The organism is Thiohalophilus sp., assembly GCF_046483665.1.
Taxonomy (GTDB): Bacteria; Pseudomonadota; Gammaproteobacteria; order UBA6429; family Thiohalophilaceae; genus Thiohalophilus.
Genome location: NZ_JAWOCR010000052.1, coordinates 1 through 20,219 on the forward strand (window position 1 = coordinate 1; position 20,219 = coordinate 20,219).

Annotated in this window: 15 protein-coding genes and 1 pseudogene; 12 read left to right on the forward strand and 4 right to left on the reverse strand. The window is 56.1% G+C overall.

Annotation, left to right across the window (positions count from 1 at the left end):
• Positions 1-124, forward strand: a pseudogene (locus tag R6U90_RS11025) (acyl-[acyl-carrier-protein]--UDP-N-acetylglucosamine O-acyltransferase); the annotation flags it as partial.
• Between the two features lie 135 nt (positions 125-259).
• Here the strand turns inward: R6U90_RS11025 and lpxB are convergent.
• The 3 genes from lpxB to R6U90_RS11040 are packed head-to-tail and all read right to left on the reverse strand — an operon-like array spanning position 260 to position 3,469.
• Entirely contained in the window at positions 260-1,384 is a 1,125-nt protein-coding gene (lpxB, locus tag R6U90_RS11030; RefSeq protein ID WP_410352744.1) for a lipid-A-disaccharide synthase, read from the reverse strand.
• Between the two features lie 22 nt (positions 1,385-1,406).
• A complete protein-coding gene (locus R6U90_RS11035) occupies positions 1,407-2,495 on the reverse strand; it encodes a DegT/DnrJ/EryC1/StrS family aminotransferase (protein ID WP_410352745.1) in 1,089 nt (362 codons plus the stop codon).
• Between the two features lie 35 nt (positions 2,496-2,530).
• Positions 2,531-3,469 (reverse strand): Gfo/Idh/MocA family protein, encoded by a 939-nt coding sequence (locus tag R6U90_RS11040; RefSeq protein WP_410352746.1) that lies wholly within the window; start codon positions 3,467-3,469, stop codon positions 2,531-2,533.
• A 174-nt stretch (positions 3,470-3,643) separates the two neighbouring features.
• On the opposite strand from R6U90_RS11040, the gene rnhB reads away from it, so the two are divergent.
• The 11 genes from rnhB to truD all read left to right on the forward strand — a co-directional run bounded on the left by rnhB (position 3,644) and on the right by truD (position 17,462).
• Positions 3,644-4,234: a ribonuclease HII gene (gene rnhB, locus R6U90_RS11045; RefSeq protein ID WP_410352747.1), complete on the forward strand. Its 591-nt coding sequence runs from the start codon at positions 3,644-3,646 to the stop codon at positions 4,232-4,234.
• 158 nt (positions 4,235-4,392) lie between these two features.
• Positions 4,393-4,962, forward strand: a complete 570-nt coding sequence (locus tag R6U90_RS11050) for an HNH endonuclease (RefSeq protein WP_410352748.1) — start codon at positions 4,393-4,395, stop codon at positions 4,960-4,962.
• A gap of 253 nt (positions 4,963-5,215) precedes the next feature.
• A complete protein-coding gene (gene dnaE, locus R6U90_RS11055) occupies positions 5,216-8,677 on the forward strand; it encodes a DNA polymerase III subunit alpha (protein ID WP_410352749.1) in 3,462 nt (1,153 codons plus the stop codon).
• A gap of 355 nt (positions 8,678-9,032) precedes the next feature.
• Positions 9,033-9,989: an acetyl-CoA carboxylase carboxyl transferase subunit alpha gene (gene accA / locus R6U90_RS11060; RefSeq protein ID WP_410352750.1), complete on the forward strand. Its 957-nt coding sequence runs from the start codon at positions 9,033-9,035 to the stop codon at positions 9,987-9,989.
• 25 nt (positions 9,990-10,014) lie between these two features.
• Positions 10,015-11,361, forward strand: a complete 1,347-nt coding sequence (gene tilS / locus R6U90_RS11065) for a tRNA lysidine(34) synthetase TilS (RefSeq protein ID WP_410352751.1) — start codon at positions 10,015-10,017, stop codon at positions 11,359-11,361.
• 113 nt (positions 11,362-11,474) lie between these two features.
• Complete coding sequence (locus R6U90_RS11070; RefSeq protein WP_410352752.1) at positions 11,475-13,124, forward strand: CTP synthase; 1,650 nt, start codon at positions 11,475-11,477, stop codon at positions 13,122-13,124.
• Between the two features lie 115 nt (positions 13,125-13,239).
• A complete protein-coding gene (gene eno / locus R6U90_RS11075; protein ID WP_410352753.1) occupies positions 13,240-14,532 on the forward strand; it encodes a phosphopyruvate hydratase in 1,293 nt (430 codons plus the stop codon).
• Positions 14,533-14,568: 36 nt separating this feature from the next.
• Positions 14,569-14,871 carry a cell division protein FtsB gene (ftsB, locus tag R6U90_RS11080; protein ID WP_410352754.1) on the forward strand — a complete coding sequence of 101 codons (303 nt, stop codon included), beginning with the start codon at positions 14,569-14,571 and terminating at the stop codon, positions 14,869-14,871.
• Positions 14,872-14,971: 100 nt separating this feature from the next.
• Positions 14,972-15,700: a 2-C-methyl-D-erythritol 4-phosphate cytidylyltransferase gene (gene ispD / locus R6U90_RS11085; RefSeq protein ID WP_410352755.1), complete on the forward strand. Its 729-nt coding sequence runs from the start codon at positions 14,972-14,974 to the stop codon at positions 15,698-15,700.
• Complete coding sequence (gene ispF / locus R6U90_RS11090) at positions 15,700-16,176, forward strand: 2-C-methyl-D-erythritol 2,4-cyclodiphosphate synthase (protein ID WP_410352756.1); 477 nt, start codon at positions 15,700-15,702, stop codon at positions 16,174-16,176. The genes ispD and ispF overlap by 1 nt, the downstream gene beginning before the upstream one ends.
• Positions 16,177-16,433: 257 nt before the next feature.
• Positions 16,434-17,462, forward strand: coding sequence for a tRNA pseudouridine(13) synthase TruD (gene truD / locus R6U90_RS11095; RefSeq protein WP_410352757.1), 1,029 nt, complete (start codon positions 16,434-16,436; stop codon positions 17,460-17,462).
• Between the two features lie 596 nt (positions 17,463-18,058).
• On the opposite strand, the gene R6U90_RS11100 is transcribed toward truD, so the two are convergent.
• On the reverse strand, positions 18,059-20,092 hold the full coding sequence (locus R6U90_RS11100) for a methyl-accepting chemotaxis protein (RefSeq protein ID WP_410352758.1): 2,034 nt from the start codon (positions 20,090-20,092) through the stop codon (positions 18,059-18,061).
• Positions 20,093-20,219 lie beyond the last annotated feature (127 nt).

The window sequence follows — 20,219 nt, forward strand, 5'->3', positions numbered from 1 at the left end:
CTACCGCTCCGGCCATACCAGCGACGAAGCCCGGCAATACCTCAAACCCCTGACCGAACAACACCCCGAAGTACAACCCATGCTCGACTTCCTCAACCGCTCCCAGCGCGGAATCCTTAGATAGAGTAGTGGAAGGAACCCAGAGGGTATGACAATGTTGAATTTTGAATGTTAAATTTTGAATTAATAAAGAATTCAAAACTCAATATTCAAAATTGTTCATCTTTGCGTCTTTGCGCCTCTGCGTTGATCCTTATTACTAATCCTGGTTCAACATGTCGCTGGTTACAGCGGCGATGTCAGTGATGTGGCTGTCGTCTTCCAGTTTTTGCCGCACTTCTTCCAGGCCCTGTTTGATTTCTTTTCGGTAATCTTCGTCGTCGAGCAGTCGTTCGAGTTCTCTCGCGATAGCCGACGGAGTGGCGTCGTTTTGTATCAGTTCGGCGACTATCCGACGCCGGGCGACAATATTGCACAGTGCCAGGTGGTCTATTTTAAGCATGCGTCTGACTATATGATACGTAAGCCAGGCCACCCGGTTGATGACTACCATGGGCGTACCGATAAGGGCAATTTCGAGTGTGACTGTGCCGGAGACGGTCACGATCGCATCGCAGGCCTGCATGGTGTCATAGGGGCGGTGTTCGATATAGTGGATATCCAGCTCATGCTCCGGCATATTCTGCCGAATCAGATCCGGACTGAGAGTCGAGGCAACAGGCAGCACGAACTGCAGTTCTGGGCGTTGTTGCTGTAGCAACTGCGCTGTGTAGATAATAATTGGCAACAGACGCTTGATTTCACTGCGGCGACTGCCGGGAAATAATCCCACAACGGGTCGTTCGGGATCCATGCCGAACTCCTGCAACAGTGTGTCACGATCGGCGCTAGGCTTCACCTCGTGGGCGAGGGGATGACCTACATAGGTGACCGGCACACCATGGTGGGCATAAAAATCCACTTCAAAAGGAAATACCACGGCCATTTTATCGACCAGTTGCTGGATTTTCTTCACGCGCCCCTGACGCCACGCCCAGATCTGGGGGCTGATGTAGTACAACACCTTGACGCCACATTCTTTGGCGGTCCGTGCCAGGCGCAGATTGAATTCGGGATAATCGGTCAGAACCAGCAGATCAGGCGGATCGCTTCGCAGGATCTCGCGCATCCGGTTGAGAGCACCGAAGATAACCTTGCGATGAGCGAAGACTTCAATCAGTCCCACCACAGCCAGCTCGGAAGACTCAACCAGAATCTCCACGCCGGCCCTGCGCATGGCACTACCCCCGATACCGAAAAACCGGGTATCCGGTTGTTGTTGCTTGACGCCCTCGACCAGCCTGGCGGCGTGCAGATCACCGGAGGCTTCTCCGGCAATGATCATGACCCGTTTCAATTCGCTACTCTCAGACTGACTGGATAACGTCGATAATCTGATCGACCTGATCGTCTTGCAGTTCCGGATAAATCGGCAACGACATGCATCGGGCAGCGATCTGTTCAGTGACTGGCAGTCTGACCTCCTTGCAGATATCGGCAAAGACTTTTTGCTGATGCAAGGGTACCGGATAGTAGATAGCCGAGGCTATTTCGTTATCGGCCAGTTTTTTCATTACTGTGTCACGTTGTTCGCTCAATACCGTATATTGATGATAGACATGCGTGCCCTTGCCGTCCTCGTGTGGCGGCGTTACCACGCTACCGGCCAGGCCTTTTGAATAACGGTGAGCGACACGACGCCGTTCCTGGTTGTACTGCGGCAGGTGCTTGAGCTTGGCGCGTAACACGACCGCCTGCAGTTCGTCGAGCCGGCTGTTGTAGCCGACGACATCGTGATAATAACGTTCCTTGCTGCCATGATTGCGCAGCATGAGCAGCATATCGGCGAGGGCGTCGTCATCGGTGGTCACCATGCCGCCATCACCGTAACAGCCGAGGTTCTTGCTGGGAAAGAAACTGTGGGCCCCGGCCAGACCGATTCCGCCGGTCATTTTACCGTTAATGTCAGCGCCGAAGGACTGGGCGCAATCTTCAATGATTTTCAGGTTATGCTTGTCTGCCAGTGCCATGATGGCATTCATGTCGGCCGGCTGGCCAAACAGGTGCACTGGCAAGATAGCGCGGGTCCTGTCGGTCATCGCTGCTTCGATCAGCCCGGGATCCAGATTGTAGGTATCCGGGCGAATATCCACATAAACCGGGATAGCGCCGACATAGCGAATTGCCTCGGCAGTGGCAATGAAGGTAAAGGCGGAAGTAATTACCTCGTCGCCTTCACCGATACCGGCGGCGAGTAGTGACAGGTGCAGGGCATCGGTTCCGGATGCGCAACTGATGGCATGTTTGACACCCAGATAATCAGCGGCGTCGGCCTCGAAGCCTTTAACATTCGGTCCGAGAATGAAACTGGTTTTCTCGAATGTTTCGGCAAAACCCTGTTCGATTTCGGCTTTCAGGGTCTGGTATTGCTGTTTCAGGTCAACCATCGGGATCATGTAAGAATTACCTCAATTCGTGCGGTTGGGAACGATCAGTTTTCTGATAGCTGCCGGTTGATTTCAAAAGCGGTTTCCAGTGCGCGCAGGCCATCCGCACCACTGATAACGGGTCTGACATCGGTATTAATAGCCTGTAGAAACGCATCGATCTCACTCAGCAGAGCATCACCCTGGTCAAAGGCATGTTCTTCACTGTCGATTTCCGCCACTCCGGGATACATTTCGCCCTTACCCTTGCGATGAATGCCCAGCTGTTTGTTCTGAAAGTCGATAGTGATGTAGGCATCGGACTGAAATATCCGCATGCGCCGTTCGCTCTTCATACTGATGCGACTGGCTGTGACATTGGCCACACAACCGTTTTCGAACTCCAGCCGGACATTGGCGACATCGATTTCATCGGAGAGTACGGGCACACCGCTGGCGTGAATCGCACTGACCGGTGAGCCGACAAAATCAAGAATGATATCGATGTCATGAATCATCAGATCCAGAATCACGTTGACATCGGCGCCTCGCGGGTTGAAAGGTGCGATACGGTGCGATTCGATAAACAGGGGTTCGACCAGCACATTCTCCAGTGCCATGACGGCCGGATTGAAGCGTTCCAGATGGCCGATCTGGAATTTCAGGTTATTGCGATCGGCTATCTCTACCAGTTCGCGGCCCTGTTCCAGGGTCGAGGTGATTGGTTTTTCGAGCAGCACATGCACGCCATTGTCGAGAAACGTTTTCGCCACTTCGTAATGTTTCTGGGTTGGGACCACGATGCTGACCGCATCCACCTTGCCAATCAGATCGTGATAGTCATCGAAGACATCAACGCCATGTTCGCTGGCAATGGCCTGTGCGATGTCGCGACTGGTGTCACAAACCCCGATCAGTTGCGAGGCGGGGAGCCGGGCGTATTTTTGGGCATGGAATTTTCCAAGATAACCGACACCTATGACGGCGGTTTTGAGTGTTGTCATTAAAAATAACTCTGTTGCGGTTGGCAGGTCAGCGGTTCGCGGTAAAATGGCGCGCCAGGCGCAGGCCGGGCGGCGGCGAGCCGGGAAATATAATTAAAGAATATTCGCATTTTTAGCCTGTAAATTCAATTAGATAAGGCGTTATTTGCGCCCCTGAATAAAGGAAATCAGCCTTTGGACACAGATTGGACATTCACCCTGCAACAGGAACGGCTCGCCGGGCTCGATGAGGTGGGTCGCGGTCCCCTGGCCGGCCCGGTGGTGGCGGCAGCGGTGATTCTGGATCCGGCCCATCCCATTGAGGGATTGCTCGATTCCAAGCGCTTGAGTGAATCACGCCGTGAACAGCTGGCGGCGCAGATTCAGGAACGGGCCCTGGCCTGGGCAATCGGACAGGCCAGGGTAGAGGAAATCGATCGGCTCAATATCCTGCAGGCCAGTTTACTGGCCATGCAACGGGCTGTCGCGGCTCTCGATCCCGCCCCTTTGCAGGCCCTGGTAGACGGTAACCGCTGCCCGGAGCTGGCCTGCCCTGCCCGGGCGGTGATCAAGGGGGATGACTGCGTGCCGGCCATCATGGCCGCCTCGATCCTGGCCAAGGTAAGCCGGGATCGGGAAATGGTGGCGCTGGCAGAACACTATCCCGGCTACGGACTGGAAAAGCACAAGGGCTATGGAACCAGAGCCCATATCGCGGCGTTGCAGAGTCTGGGCGTGACCGAAATCCACCGCCGCAGCTTCGGTCCGGTGCGAAAGCTTCTGTGAGAAAGTTGGCAGTTAGCAGATGGCAGTCGGTGGTTTGGAGCCGTTTTTCCTCGTCACCTGGCCCTGGCGGCCTGAACATTTGTTTTCCTGTCACAAACCGGGTATAAAATTGATTCAGGCACAATAATCGATAATATGGTTCGGGGCTGGAGAACGGGATGTCGTCGTTACCTTTGATTCTTCGATTGGATATTAATGGTCAGCCGGTGAACTGGGTACCCTGGCAGGAAGCGGCCTGTCTCTATTCCCGAGGGAGGGTAGCCTGGACGGCCGGTGAACACAGGTTTCCCTTGCATGGCGGTCACAGCCGCTTGACCGGTGAGCAGAGTCTGCTCGAAATCAATTCCATTATCGCTGTCCACGGCGAAAACAAGGCCCTCAAACACCACACCACACCGCCATTGAGTAACCGGGAACTGTTCCGTCGCGACCGCCATACCTGCCTCTATTGCGGTCATGAATTTCGTGACCCCCTGTTGACCCGGGATCACGTCAAACCCCTGTCCCGGGGCGGGCGCGATCACTGGCGTAACGTGGTCACGGCCTGCAAGCGTTGCAATGCCCGCAAGGGCAGCCGTTCACCGGAACAGGCCAACATGCCATTACTGGCTATTCCGTATGTGCCCAATCTGGCTGAATACCTGGTGTTGCGTAATCGCCGCATTCTGGCCGATCAGATGGAATTTCTGCGCGTCCAGTTCAAACAGATGGGCAAGGACTGGATGTAGCGTCCTCGAAGTCGCCATTGTTAACCACCGATGACACCGAAAATACCGAATTCACCGAAGATAGGACATTGAACACAGAACAGATCGTTTCTATGTCGTCAGGGTTTTCGGGGTTTCAGTGATTCCCCGGCGCGCGTCGCGATGATCTCCGTCCAGTCCGGTTTGACGGGACTGTTGCGGATGTTCGATAAAATCGGCCTCCTCGCGGTGTCAAGTCTTGCACTCCTGACGGATTGATCTGACACTTTGCGCCATGAATTCCTTCGTCCACCTTCACCTGCATACCGAATACTCACTGGTCGATGGCCTGGTGCGCATCAAACCGCTGGTCAAGGCCGCCGTGGAAGCCGGTATGCCTGCGGTGGCGATGACCGATCAGTGCAACCTGTTCGGGATGGTCAAGTTCTACAAGGCGGCGGTTGCCGCCGGCATCAAGCCAATCATCGGCGTGGATACCTGGTTGCATAATGAGGACGATCCCAATCTGCCCAGCCGGCTCGTTTTACTCTGCCAGGACAATATCGGTTACCGTAATCTGACACGGCTGGTTTCCCGCAGTTACCGGGAAGGCCAGCATCGGGGCCAGCCAACGCTGAGTCGCGAATGGCTTGAAGGCACCACCGGGGGTCTGATCGCCCTGTCCGGCGGTCGGGAAGGGGACGTGGGTCAGGCGTTGCTCAACGGTAACCTGACGCTGGCGACGCAGCGCCTCATGCACTGGCAACGCCTGTTTCCGGATCGTTATTATCTGGAGTTGCAGCGCACCGGCCGCGAGGGCGAAGAGGATTATCTGCATGCTGCGGTGGAGCTGGCTGCCGCGCAGGATATCCCGGTAGTGGCAACCAACGATGTTCATTTTATTCGCGCCGGGGATTTCGACGCGCACGAGGCGCGGGTCTGTATTCACGAAGGTCGCCCCCTGGATGATCCGCGCCGACCCAGGCGTTTCAGCGAACAACAGTACCTGCGTACGCCGCAAGAGATGGCGGAGTTGTTTGACGATCTGCCCGAGGCTCTGGCTAACAGTGTCGAGATCGCCAAACGTTGCAATGTCGAACTGAGTCTGGGCAAGAACTATCTGCCGGACTTCCCGGTGCCGGCCGGCATGACCATCGACGAGTTTCTGCGCGAGGAATCACGCCGCGGACTGGAAGCGCGACTCCACAAGTTCTTCGATACCCACGCACCGGACTATGAAACCATCCGCCGCGAATATTACGATCGCCTGGAGATGGAGCTGGATGTCATCATCTCCATGGGTTTTCCCGGATACTTTCTGATCGTGGCCGACTTTATTCGCTGGGCCAAGGAAAACGGCGTCCCGGTCGGTCCGGGGCGTGGTTCAGGCGCTGGCTCGCTGGTGGCGTATGCCCTGACCATCACCGATCTGGATCCAATCAAATACGATCTGCTGTTCGAACGGTTTCTGAATCCCGAACGTGTCTCCATGCCTGACTTCGATGTGGACTTCTGCATGGAGGGACGCGATCGGGTAATCGATTACGTGGCCGATCATTACGGGCGCGATAAAGTTTCGCAGATCATCACCTACGGTACTATGGCGGCCAAGGCAGTGGTGCGCGATGTAGGTCGGGTTCTTGGCCACCCCTACGGCTTTGTGGATCGCATCGCCAAGCTGATACCCTTCGAAGTGGGCATGACGCTCGACAAGGCGCTGGAACAGGAAGAACAGCTGCAGGAGCTCTACGATCAGGACGAGGAAATTCGCGGCCTGATCGATCTGGCCAAAAAGCTCGAAGGCTGCGCACGTAATGCCGGTAAACACGCCGGCGGAGTGGTGATTGCGCCATCGCAACTGACTGACTTCACACCATTGTATTGCGAGCAGGGTTCCGGCAGCATTGTCACCCAGTTCGACAAGGACGATGTGGAAGCGGTGGGGTTGGTCAAGTTCGACTTTCTCGGCCTGCGCACGTTGACCATCATCGACTGGGCAGTGCGCGCGATCAATCAGGATAAGGCCGCCAAAGGGGAAGCGCCGGTCGATATCATCTCCATCCCGCTGGATGATGAAAAAACCTTCGAGCTGCTCAAAGCCAATCAGACCACCGCTGTGTTCCAGCTCGAATCGCGCGGCATGAAGGATTTGATCAAACGTCTGCAGCCGGACAGCTTCGAAGAGATCGTCGCCCTGGTAGCGCTGTTTCGTCCCGGCCCGTTGCAATCGGGTATGGTGGATGACTTCATCAACGTCAAGCACAAGCGCAAGCAACCCGCATACCCGCATCCGGATATCGTTTCGATTCTGGAGCCCACCTACGGCGTCATTCTGTACCAGGAACAGGTCATGCAGATTGCCCAGGTACTGGCCGGTTATACCCTCGGTGGCGCGGATCTGCTGCGCCGTGCCATGGGCAAGAAAAAACCTGAAGAGATGGCCAAACAGCGGGATATCTTTACCAAAGGTGCCCTGGAGCGGGGCGTCGACGAGAAGACAGCCACCTATATTTTTGATTTGATGGAAAAGTTCGCCGGCTATGGCTTCAACAAATCACACTCGGCCGCCTATGCCCTGGTCTCCTACCAGACTGCCTGGCTCAAGGCGCATTACCCGGCGCCGTTCATGGCCGCGGTGCTCTCGGCAGATATGGATAACACCGACAAGGTGGTCACGCTGATTGACGAATGCAACGACATGCAACTGACCGTGTTGCCACCGGATATGAATCAGTGCGAATACCGTTTCACTGCCCAGGATGAACAGACTGTGGTCTATGGTCTGGGGGCAATCAAAGGTGTGGGTGGCTCGGCCATCGACAGCATGATCGAGGAGCGTAACGCCAACGGGCCATTTGCTGATCTGTTTGACTTCACCCGCCGCATTGATACTCGCAAAGTCAATCGTCGTACCCTGGAAGCGCTGGTTATGGCTGGCGCACTGGATGTGTTCGGCGAGAACCGCGCCACACTGATGGCTTCTTTGCCGGCCGCGCTCAAGATGGCCGAGCAACATACCCGCGATCAGGCCGTCGGTATGCAGGATCTGTTCGGGATGGGAGAGGCGGTCGAGGCGGATAGTGGCCCCGTGGCCTATCATCGCCAACCGGAATGGAGCGAAGACGAGCGGCTGTCGGCAGAAAAGCAGACCCTGGGGCTCTATCTGACCGGCCATCCCATCGAGCGCTATCTGGAAGAGTTGAGCAGTTTCGTTTCCGCCCGCATCGTCGATCTTAAACCGACCCGCGATCAGACTGTGGTGGTGGCCGGCTTGATCGTGGCAATGCGTACCATGAATACCCGGCGCGGTGATCGCATGGCATTTATTACTATCGACGATCGCAGCGCACGCATCGAACTGGCCGTTTTCAGCGAATCGTTCCAGCGTTACCGGGATCTGCTTTCCAAGGACAGATTAATCGTCGTGGAAGGCGAGGTGAGCATCGATGAATACAGTGGGGGATACAAGATGAGCGCGCGCAGCATCTATGATATAAACCAGGCGCGTGAACACTTCGCCCGCAAACTGTTGATCAGCGTCGATCACATCAAAGCCGGCAATGGCTTCGTCAGCGAATTGCAACACACCCTGTCACCGTTTCGCGAAGGCTTCTGTCCCGTGATTATCGACTATCATCGCGACGACGCCCGAGCCCAGATCGCTCTGGGCGAGACCTGGCGCGTTCATCCCACCGACGAACTGCTGCATCGCCTGCGCGACGGCCTCGGCGACGAGCACGTCAAAGTTATTTATTAGACAGTCCTCTGGAAATAACGCAAAGGACGCAAAGACGCAAAGTACGCAAGGAAAAAATTTAATCTGACTTGACGTTATGTCGTTGCGAATAAAACGTGCCAGCAAAAGACATCATTGGAAAATTTCGGAGGCCCTGCAACGGATCTGCTTTCAATAATATCTTTCTCTGCGTTCTTCGCGCCTTTGCGTTCCTGGCGTTCCTTCCACCGCTTCCTCTATGTGGGTCATCCAGAGGCGAACCGTGCTCTGGGAAAAGGTCGAGGTGGGAAACGGGTCGCGGTTCGGGTGTATACAGGCGGCCGGATTCGCTATACTATTCAGTCAATTAGCGCCAATTTGACCCGGTAAGATCCTTATGAACCTGAATTTTCTCGATTTCGAACAGCCTATTGCCGAACTGGAAGCCAAGATCGAGGAGTTGCGCTATGTCGGCTCCGATAACGAGATCAATATTGGCGAGGAGATCCAGCGTCTGCAGAACAAGAGCCGGGATCTGACTGAATCCATTTTTGCCAATCTCAAGGCCGCCCAGGTGGCACAACTCGCGCGCCATCCCCAACGCCCCTATTTTCTTGACTACGTCGAGCAGATTTTTACCGATTTCGAGGAGCTTCACGGCGATCGGGCTTTTGCCGATGATAATGCCATCGTCGGCGGCGTGGCCCGGCTGGACGGTCGCCCCCTGATGCTGATTGGCCAGCAAAAGGGTCGCGATACCAAAGAAAAGCTGCGGCGTAATTTCGGCATGCCGCGCCCCGAAGGCTATCGCAAGGCATTGCGCCTGATGCACATGGCCGAGCGCTTCAAATTGCCCGTGTTAACCTTCATTGATACCCCCGGAGCCTATCCCGGCGTGGGTGCCGAGGAGCGAGGTCAGAGCGAGGCTATAGCCCGTAATCTGTTTGAAATGTCGGCTCTCAAGACGCCGATCATTACCACGGTCATCGGCGAGGGAGGTTCCGGCGGGGCGCTGGCTATTGGGGTCGGCGATCGACTCATGATGCTCCAGTACAGCACTTATTCGGTCATTTCTCCCGAAGGCTGTGCCTCGATTCTCTGGAAAAGTTCCGACAAGGCGGCCGAAGCGGCCGAAGCCATGGGCCTGACCGCGCCGCGACTCAAGGAGCTGGGGCTGATCGACCATGTGATCGGTGAGCCGCTGGGCGGTGCCCATCGGGATTCCGAGCTGATGGCCACCAACCTGCGCCAGGCCCTGCTGGAAAGCATTGAAATGGTCGATGCCACGCCGCTGGATAAGCTGCTGGAACAGCGTTACACCAAGCTCATTCGTTACGGGAATTACACGGAGTAATTTCCCCGACGCCGTTTCCCTTGCCATGACTTCACTTGCGGCGCATGTGCTCGACCAGCTGGCGCAAATGCCGGACGCTTCCCGTTATCGCATCGCCTACAGCGGCGGTTGCGACTCTCATGTCCTGTTGCATGCCCTGGCCGGGGTGCGCGAGCAACTGCCCGCCCCCCTGGAAGCGATCCATATTAACCACCGTCTGTCCGACCAGGCCGACGGCTGGGCCGAACATTGTCGCCGCGTTTGTACAGAACTGTCGGTACCCCTGGTGGAAGTGACCGTGCACGCCCACCCCAAGCTTGGTGAGAGCCCCGAGGCAGCGGCCCGCGAGGCCCGCTATAACGCCTGGAGGGGGCTGCTGCAGGCCGAAGAGGGGTTATTGCTGGCCCAGCATCAGGATGATCAGGCGGAGACGTTGTTGCTGCAGTTATTGCGTGGTAGCGGTCCCAAAGGGCTGGCAGCGATGCCCCCGGTGACCGACTTTGCCGCCGGCTGGCTGGGACGACCCCTGCTGGGTCAGTCCAGGGCGCTGCTACGGCGTTATGCCCGGGAGCAGGGGCTGGCATGGATCGAGGACCCTTCCAATTTCGATACCGAGCTGGATCGCAATTACCTGCGCCACGAACTGCTGCCGGTCTTGCAGGCCCGCTGGCCGTCGGCCGCTCTGACGCTCAGTCGGGCGGCCCGGCATCAGGCGGAGGCGGGGCAACTGCTGGATGAGCTGGCGGCGCAGGATTACGCAAATTGCCATGGCGAACACGCCGGGTGTCTGTGCCTGGCGCCGTTGCAGGCCCTGAGCCTGGCGCGCCAGCGCAACCTGTTGCGTTACTGGCTGGCCAGCGTGCGGCAACTGCCGCTGCCGGACAGCAAGCATCTGAACCGGATTCTGGATGAGGTACTCTATGCGGCCCCCGATGCCCAGCCACTGGTTGCCTGGACCGGTGTGGTCGTACGCCGCTATGCCGGAGAACTGTATGCGCTGCCGACAGGCACGATTGCGGACCATAGTGATAGAGGCTGGCAAGACTGGGATCCGCTGCGTCAGCCCCGCCTGACGCTGGCGGGGCTGGTGCTGGAAGCCGAACCGGCCGTGGGGCAGGGACTCTCCCGACAGCAGATCGAAGTGCATGGCCTGCAGGTCGGTTTTCGTCAGGGCGGGGAAGGCTGTCGGCCGGCCGGACGCGGCCACCGCCATGAGCTGAAAAAACTCTTGCAGGAATGGCGAGTACCGCCCTGGCAACGGACTGACATTCCCTTGATCCGGATCGACGGCGAGATTGCCCAGGTGGTGGATTATTGTCTTTGCGAACCTTTTATCGCCGGCGAGGATGAGCCGGGTTTGATCATCACACTACGGGATACAGCAGGAATTTAAGCTGCTGTAAAGATTGAATCGGTCAGCGAAAACAACGACAATAACATCCCAGCAATCAGACAGGTTACCGCTCGCCGGTAACGCCGTTCCACCCTCAACACGTTGCTGGGTTCATGACCAAATATATTTTTATTACCGGTGGTGTCGTTTCCTCGTTGGGGAAGGGCATCGCCTCTGCATCGCTTGCCGCCATTCTCGAGGCGCGGGGCCTGAAGGTCACGCTGCTCAAGCTGGACCCCTATATCAACGTTGATCCGGGGACCATGAGTCCATTCCAGCACGGCGAAGTGTATGTCACGGAGGACGGCGCGGAGACCGATCTGGACCTGGGCCATTACGAGCGCTTCGTGCGGACTACCATGACCCAGAAGAACAACTTCACCACCGGCCGCATCTACGCCAATGTCATCAGCAAGGAACGTCGCGGCGATTACCTGGGCGGCACCGTGCAGGTGATCCCGCATATCACCGATGAAATCAAACGCTCGATCGTTGAGGGCGCCGACGAGGCCGACGTGGCCATGGTGGAGATCGGCGGGACCGTCGGTGACATTGAATCCCTGCCGTTTCTCGAAGCGATTCGCCAGATGGCGGTGGAAATGGGTCATGACAATGTCCTGTTCATGCACCTGACCCTGTTGCCCTATATCCCGACCGCCGGCGAGCTGAAAACCAAGCCCACCCAGCACTCGGTCAAGGAGCTGCGCTCCATCGGTATCCAGCCGGATATCCTGATGTGCCGTTCCGATCGGCCTATTCCCGAGGATGAACGGCGCAAGATTGCGCTGTTCACCAACGTCGAGCAGCGGGCGGTCATCACGGCGCTGGACGTCGACAGTATTTACAAGATCCCGTTGTTGCTCAGCGAGCAGGGGCTGGATCAGATCGTGGTCGACAAGCTGGGACTGGATGTCGCGCCGGCGGATCTGTCCGAATGGCAGAAGGTCGCCGAGGCGCTGGCACACCCCGAGGGTGAGGTCACCATCGCCATGGTCGGCAAATATGTGGATCTGACCGAATCCTACAAATCCCTTTCCGAGGCCCTGATCCACGCCGGCCTGCATACCCGCAGCCGGGTCAACATTCACTACGTGGACTCCGAGGAGATCGAACGCAACGGGGCCGAGTGCCTCAAAGGCATGGATGCGATCCTGGTACCCGGCGGCTTTGGCGAGCGCGGTGTGGAAGGCAAGATTGTCGCCGTGCAGTATGCCCGCGAACAACGGATTCCTTATCTGGGGATTTGTCTGGGCATGCAGGTGGCGGTCATCGAATTCGCCCGTCACGTGGCCGGGCTGGACAAAGCGCACAGCACCGAGTTCGAACCCGGCACACCGGATCCGGTTATCGCCCTGATTACCGAGTGGCGGACCGCTGACGGCAAGGTGGAAGTGCGTGATCACGATTCCGATCTGGGCGGGACTATGCGTCTGGGCGCCCAGCAGTGTCGCCTGGAAGAGGGCAGCCGGGCCCGCGAAGTCTACGGTTGCGAGATCATCAACGAACGCCATCGGCATCGTTACGAATTCAACAACAACTACCGCGATACCCTGAGTCAGGCCGGCCTCAGGCTGGTCGGCACCTCCCTGGATGGTAGTCTGGTCGAGGTAGTGGAACTCGAGGATCATCCCTGGTTCATCGCCTGCCAGTTCCATCCGGAGTTCACCTCCACGCCCCGTGATGGACATCCCCTGTTCTGCTCGTTCATTCGCGCGGCCCGGGCTGTGCGTGAGCCGGCCACGCAGGAGGCGCTGGGCGCATGAACTGACACTGAACCTGGGAACCGCGCAGGCCGGGAACCGGCCGGCCAGAACAGGCCGGCTGCTAACAAAGAATTCAAACTGTTTTATAAGCCAACGAACTGGAGTAACACGATTAATGAGTCGAGGAACCGAGATCGTCAACATTGTCGCGCGTGAGATTATTGATTCACGCGGTAATCCGACCGTCGAAGCTGATGTAATCCTGCAGTGCGGCGCCAGGGGCCGTGCCGCGGTTCCCTCCGGCGCCTCCACCGGCGCCCGCGAAGCCATCGAGCTGCGTGACGAGGATAAAAAACGCTATGGCGGCAAGGGTGTGAGCAAGGCCGTGGCCAATGTCAATGGCCCTGTTCGCAAAGCCTTGCTAGGTCATGATGCGACCGAACAACAACAGATCGATGACATCATGCTCAGGCTTGATGGCACCGCCAACAAAAGCAAGCTCGGCGCCAATGCCTTGCTGGCGGTTTCCATGGCGACAGCGCATGCTGCCGCGAAAGCGCAGGGTGTGCCGCTCTATCAATATCTGTATACCGGAGACGCTTATCGTATGCCAGTGCCGATGATGAACATCATCAACGGCGGCGCGCATGCCAACAATAGTGTCGACCTGCAGGAGTTCATGGTCATGCCGGTAGGCGCGCCGAATGTGAATGAGGCGATCCGTTACGGCGCAGAGGTGTTCCACGCCCTGAAGAAAGTGTTGCATGACAAGGGACTGAATACCGCGGTGGGGGATGAAGGGGGTTTTGCTCCGGATCTGGAATCCAATGAGTCGGCCATTGAGGTCATTCTCGAAGCGATCGACAAGGCGGGCTTTAAAGCCGGCAAGGACATCTTTATCGCCATCGATGCCGCCAGCAGCGAATTCTATAAAGATGGTAAATATGTACTGGCTTCGGAAAACAAGAACCTGACGGCTGCCGGGTTTATCGATGTGCTGGAGCAGTGGTGCGACAAGTACCCGATCATCAGCATCGAGGACGGCATGGCCGAGGACGACTGGGATGGCTGGCAACAGCTGACCGATCGCCTGGGCAAGAAAGTCCAGCTGGTGGGCGACGATCTGTTTGTCACCAATACCGAAATCTTCAAACAGGGCATCGACAGGGGGATCGGTAACTCGATCCTGATCAAGGTCAACCAGATCGGCACCCTGAGCGAAACCCTGGCGGCGATCGAAATGGCCAAAAAAGCCGGTTACACCGCAGTCATTTCGCATCGCTCCGGCGAGACCGAGGATACCACCATTGCCGATCTCGCCGTGGCGACCGGGGCCGGCCAGATCAAAACCGGCTCCATGTCGCGCTCGGATCGGGTTGCCAAGTACAACCAGTTAATACGCATCGCTGAAGGTCTGGGGAACGAGGCGAGCTATCCCGGTCAGGCTGCCTTCTACAATTTACGCTAGACTGGGGGGGTAACTTGACGGAGATAGCCGCACGGCATGCGCATACTGGTCACCATTCTGCTGATACTGTTTGTACTACTGCAATATGACTTGTGGGTCGGTGACGGCAGTCTGGCTACCGTGTGGCATCTCAAGCAGGAAATCAAAAAACAAAAAACAGAAAATCGGCAATTGCGCGAACGCAATCGTGCGCTTGAAGCCGAAGTTCAGGATCTGAAACAGGGCCTTGATGCTCTGGAAGAGCGGGCTCGCGACGAGATGGGAATGATCAGAGAAGGTGAGACCTTCATTCAGGTCATCGAAGAAGAAGAGAAGCAGGCAGATGGCAGTTTGCAGTAGGCAGTTGGCGGAGGTAGGCCGGATTAAGCGCAGCGAATCCGGCAACTCTATCGGGATAGACAATCATCCAAAAATGGATTGAATCATCAGTTTTACGCCAATGACCTCGTCCCTCGACACTCGTCCCTCGTCCCTGCGTTATTGGGCTGTGATTCCCGCTGCCGGCATCGGCAAGCGTATGGGCGGCGAAATTCCCAAGCAGTATCTGGAGCTCAATGGTCGGCCGATTATATTGCATACTCTCGAACGGTTGCTGGGGCATCCATCGGTCCGCGGGGTGGTGGTGGCCCTGTCGCGCCACGATGGCTGGTGGGAGCACCTGGATACACGCTACGACAAACCGGTGCTACGGGTCGAAGGCGGCGTGGAGCGATGTCATTCGGTATTGAACGCCCTGCATGAGCTTTCTCTCCACGCTGAGGATACGGACTGGGTATTGGTGCACGATGCTGCGCGTCCGTGTGTGACGTATGACGATCTCGATAAACTGATAAGCTCGCTGGCACAGGATGAAACAGGCGGACTGCTGGCCGTACCGGTCCGCGATACCATGAAACGGGCCGAACCGAACGGGCGGGTGATCGACACGGTGGAACGCGAACATCTCTGGCATGCCCTGACGCCACAGATGTTTCGTCTGGGACAATTGCGCCATGCCCTGGAACAGGCTCTCGAAGCTGAACAGCTGGTCACGGATGAGGCCTCGGCAATGGAATATGCGGGCTACCAGCCTCTATTGGTGGAAGGCAGTGCCAGTAATATCAAAATCACCCGTGCCGGGGATCTGGCACTGGCTGAATTTTATTTGCAACAGCAGGAGACATATTAATGCGTATAGGGCAGGGATTTGATGCGCACCGTTTCAAGGCCGGTGGCCGGCTGGTCCTCGGTGGTGTCGAAATCCCCCACGATCAGGGTATGGCGGCACACTCCGATGGGGATGTCGCCATCCACGCCCTGTGTGATGCGCTGCTCGGCGCTCTGGCGCTGGGCGATATCGGTCAGCACTTTCCCGATAGCGACGCGGAATTTGCAGGCATCGATAGCCGGATTTTATTGCGCAAGGTGAGGACACTCATCAGTCAACGCCATCACCGGCTACATAACCTCGATCTCACCCTGATTGCCCAGCAGCCGAAACTGGCGCCCTATATCCTGGACATGCGTGAGATCCTCGCTGCGGATCTACAGACTCACATCGACAACATCAGTATCAAGGCGACTACCACTGAAAAAATGGGCTTCACCGGCCGCGGCGAAGGCATCGCCGCTATGGCGGTCGTACTCCTTGTAAAAAGAGAATAACGCAGAGGCGCGAAGGCGCAGAGAACCGTAGAGTTAAAAATAAAATGTTACTCTGTGAACGTAAATGGTTATCAACTTTCTATTGTTTGGTTTTTAATGACCTGATTTAAAAGTATATCTACGGAAGATATTTTCGATGCCGAGCCTGTCTGAAAATCTCAAAACAATTTAGAACACTTAATAATAATGAAAAATATATTTATGATTTCTTTGCGTCCTCTGTGTCTTTGCGCCTCTGCGTTGGATCTTATCGATCTATGAAATCGCACTGGTCCAGTCTTGCCCACGCCTTCGGTCAACCGGCGGTTCAAGGTTTATTGCGGCAACAAATCGACGATTTTGTGGTCGAGGAGCAGCTCGGATTTGAACCGACCGGCGAGGGGCAGCATGTCTGGCTGTGGATCGAAAAGCGGGATCGCAACACGCAGGATATCGCGCTGGATCTGGCACGCCATGCCGGTATCAAGCCCAATGCGGTCGGTTTTTCCGGGATGAAGGATCGCCGCGCGGTGACCCGCCAGTGGTTCAGCCTGGATCTGGCTGGTAAAGAGGAACCTGACTGGGAAGCGCTGAATGATAAGAGCCTCGCGGTTCTGCAGGTCACACGTCACGGCAAAAAACTGCGCCGGGGCGTACATAAAGCCAACCGCTTTGTCATTATCCTGCGCGATATTGAGGGGGAGACCGACTCACTGAATGAACGACTGGCACAAATCAGGGAAACCGGTGTTCCGAACTATTTCGGTGATCAGCGCTTTGGTCGTGATGAGGCCAACCTGACACAGGCCACGCAGATGTTTGCCGGGCAACGGGTCAATAATCGGAACAAGCGAAGCATCTACCTTTCGGCGGCCCGCTCGTTTTTATTTAACCAGTTGCTCTCTCACCGGGTCAGTGATCATAGCTGGGACCGCCCGCAGGTGGGCGATGTCATGCAGCTGGCGGGTACTCACAGCATCTTCTTCCCGGATTCAATTGATGAGACGATCCATCAGAGAATGAACGAGATGGATATCCATCTCACCGGATCTTTATGGGGCCGCGGTGAAATCAAAAGCGGCGGGGCGATCAGGATACTGGAGCAACAGCTGACTGACGACTATCCCGACTATTGCGCCGGACTGGAACAGGCGGGTCTGAAGCAGGAACGACGCAGCCTGCGCCTGGTTGTTCGTGATCTTGACTGGAAACTGGAAGATCAGACCCTGACACTGATGTTTTCACTGGAAACCGGCGCGTATGCCACCGTGGTTATCCGCGAATGTGTTGAGCTCCGGTCCTACTAAACTAAACTCGGGAATGGTGTCTGGAACAGATTCCTTTGTATTTGTGTCGGGCATTGGCTTTAACGCGGGGTTCGCAGAGGCGCGGAGTAATAACTCTATTCAAAGAATGATCAGAAAATGATTCTTTGCTCCTGCATCTGAAGTATTACTTTCTGGCAACCCGACTACTGTCACGAGGTAATTGCCAACGCAATCTGCGCAGATAGATAAAATTTCCCAATGTCGAAGTCTTTTTGCAAAGGGTAAGTAAAGTGGTACTACCTGATATAGGCAAAGTTACTCAGTGAAAAGGCGTGGTATCCGGAATACGGCTTAAGAACCGTAGATGACAAGCTCCACTCGAGAGTTTGCAAAACTAAATAGATGTTCCGAATACCAGTCCAGGGAGAGTGTTTCGTCGCGTTGTTCCTCGCAATGACCTCTCTATTTGCGGTCATTGCGAGCGAAGCGAAGCAATCTTTTGAACAAAGTGATCGGATATCCGGAACGTTTACCTGGTAGATATACGAGGCTCGAAGCGGCGCAGAGAAAACTAAAATAATTTTCTCTGCGACTCCGCGACCTTTGCGTACCCCCGCGTTATTAATTGAGTATTACTAGGAGCTGGATACCTTGAAGTTGGAGACCAGACCCTGCAGTTCGCTGGCCAGGCGTGACAGCTCGTTGGCGGCGGTGGTGGTCTGACCGGCGCCACTGGCGGTCTGCTCAGCGACCTGGCTGATGTTGACGATGTTGCGGTTCATCTCCTCGGCAACAGCATTCTGCTCTTCGGAGGCACTGGCGATCTGATTGTTCATATCGCGAATCGTGGCGACAGCCCGGGCAATGGCATCCAGTGACTGGGCGGCTTCCTTGGCTCCATCGGCGCCGCTTTGCGCGGTCTGGCGACCGGTTTCCATCACGCTGACCGCCTGCCTGGCACCGCTTTGCAATTTATCGATCATCTCCTCGATTTCCGTCGTGGATTCCTGCGTACGTTGTGCCAGGGTGCGAACCTCGTCGGCTACGACTGCAAAGCCCCGGCCCTGTTCGCCCGCGCGGGCAGCTTCGATGGCCGCATTGAGGGCCAGCAGATTGGTTTGCTCGGCAATGCCCTTGATGACATCGAGTACAGTGCTGATGTTGTCGCTGTCCTGGGCCAGTTTATCGATGACCTGGGCGGCATTTTCCACCTCGCTGGCCAGGGCGAGAATCGTCTCACTGGTCTTGTCCACCACCTGCTTGCCGCCCTGGGTTTCGTTGTCGGCATTGTTGGCGGCACCGGCGGCCGATTCGGCATTTTTCGCCACTTCACCCACGGTAGCGGTCATTTCGTTCATGGCCGTGGCAACTTGCTCGGTCTCATTGCGCTGCTGCTCGATATTCTTGCTGCTGTCGTCGGCGACGGCACTGACTTCTTCGGTAGCCGAGGCCAGCTGGGTGGCGGCGCTGATAACCTGCTGAATCAGCGCTTCGTTCTGTTCGGCCATGTTATTAAAACTGGTCGAAATGTTACGCATTTCATCCTTGCTGGTGATATTGACCCGTGCAGTCAGGTCGCCTCCTGCCAGATGGGTAGCCGCCTCCTCAATCCGACTGATGTTGTCCTTCACAGAAAGGTAGAGTCCGGCAAACATATACACGACCAGCAACAGGACTAACACCACCACGGCAATCTCGATGATTTCGGCTCTTTGATCGTAGCTAATCCGTTCGATAAACAACCTGTCCAGGGTCGGTACGATGGCATCATACAGGGCATAGGATTGGTTTATCGCAGCGGTGGCATTATCGTAGAAAGTTTTGCTGTTAATGGTGATCGTTTCCTTGTTGAGCAATTCATTCCTCAACAGGGATTCCATATCATGGATAGCCTGGTTGTTTTTTTCTTCCACGGACTGTAGCCGGGCGGCCACGCCGGAGTTGGCGGCGAAGGCGGCTTCCAGGCCGTCGTGCAGCCTTTGGGCATTGTTTTGGATTTCGTTGTCGAGAATGGATAACCGGATGAAACTCTCCTGTGTGAATTCACCCGCCGAGGCAACCTGGCTGCCGATGGCACGGGATTTACCCATCGCTTCGGTCAGGGTCAGAATCCTGGAAACCAGGGCATCCCCCAGGTAATAACTGTCCAGTGACGGGTCGAGGGTAATCCCGGAGTTGTCCGCCACGCGTCTGACCAGCGCCATGATGTCGGCGATCAGTTTCGAATGGCTCTGCAGGCTTTCAGCCGGTTGCATGGAGAAGGTATTGTCCTTGATGTTACCCCACTGTCGCTGGATAGCACTCAGCGCGTTGCCGGTCTCCAGTGCGCCACCGAGTTGTCCATCAACCTGTTTCAACTGATTCAGAGCACTGTCAACCTCGTCGCGTTTTTGCATGATCCGGGAACGCAATGCGTCGTTGCCAGTGAGATAGGCGCCGGTGAGGCCGCGATGTTGCTGGATCAACTGAACAGGCTCACGGGCGGTCTTGATATAGGCCAGGCCGTTACGTTCGTTCTGTAAAAATTTAATTTCCTCGTCCAGGCCGGAAATGAGAATACCGGCCAGAACAACCATCGGGATCATCACAATGACAAAAATCAATCCGAATTTGAACGGATAACGAAACCGGCTCAGCAGATACACGGCGGGGTTAAACAGTGCTTTCATGACAACTCCTTCATATTTTGTCGCTGTTGCTGTCCCAATCTGACGGGAGAAAGCCATACCCGGATTTGTCAGGGATTCGATAGCAGTTCAGCACAGGGTTTTCTGGAGTTATTAGCGGATAGATTGC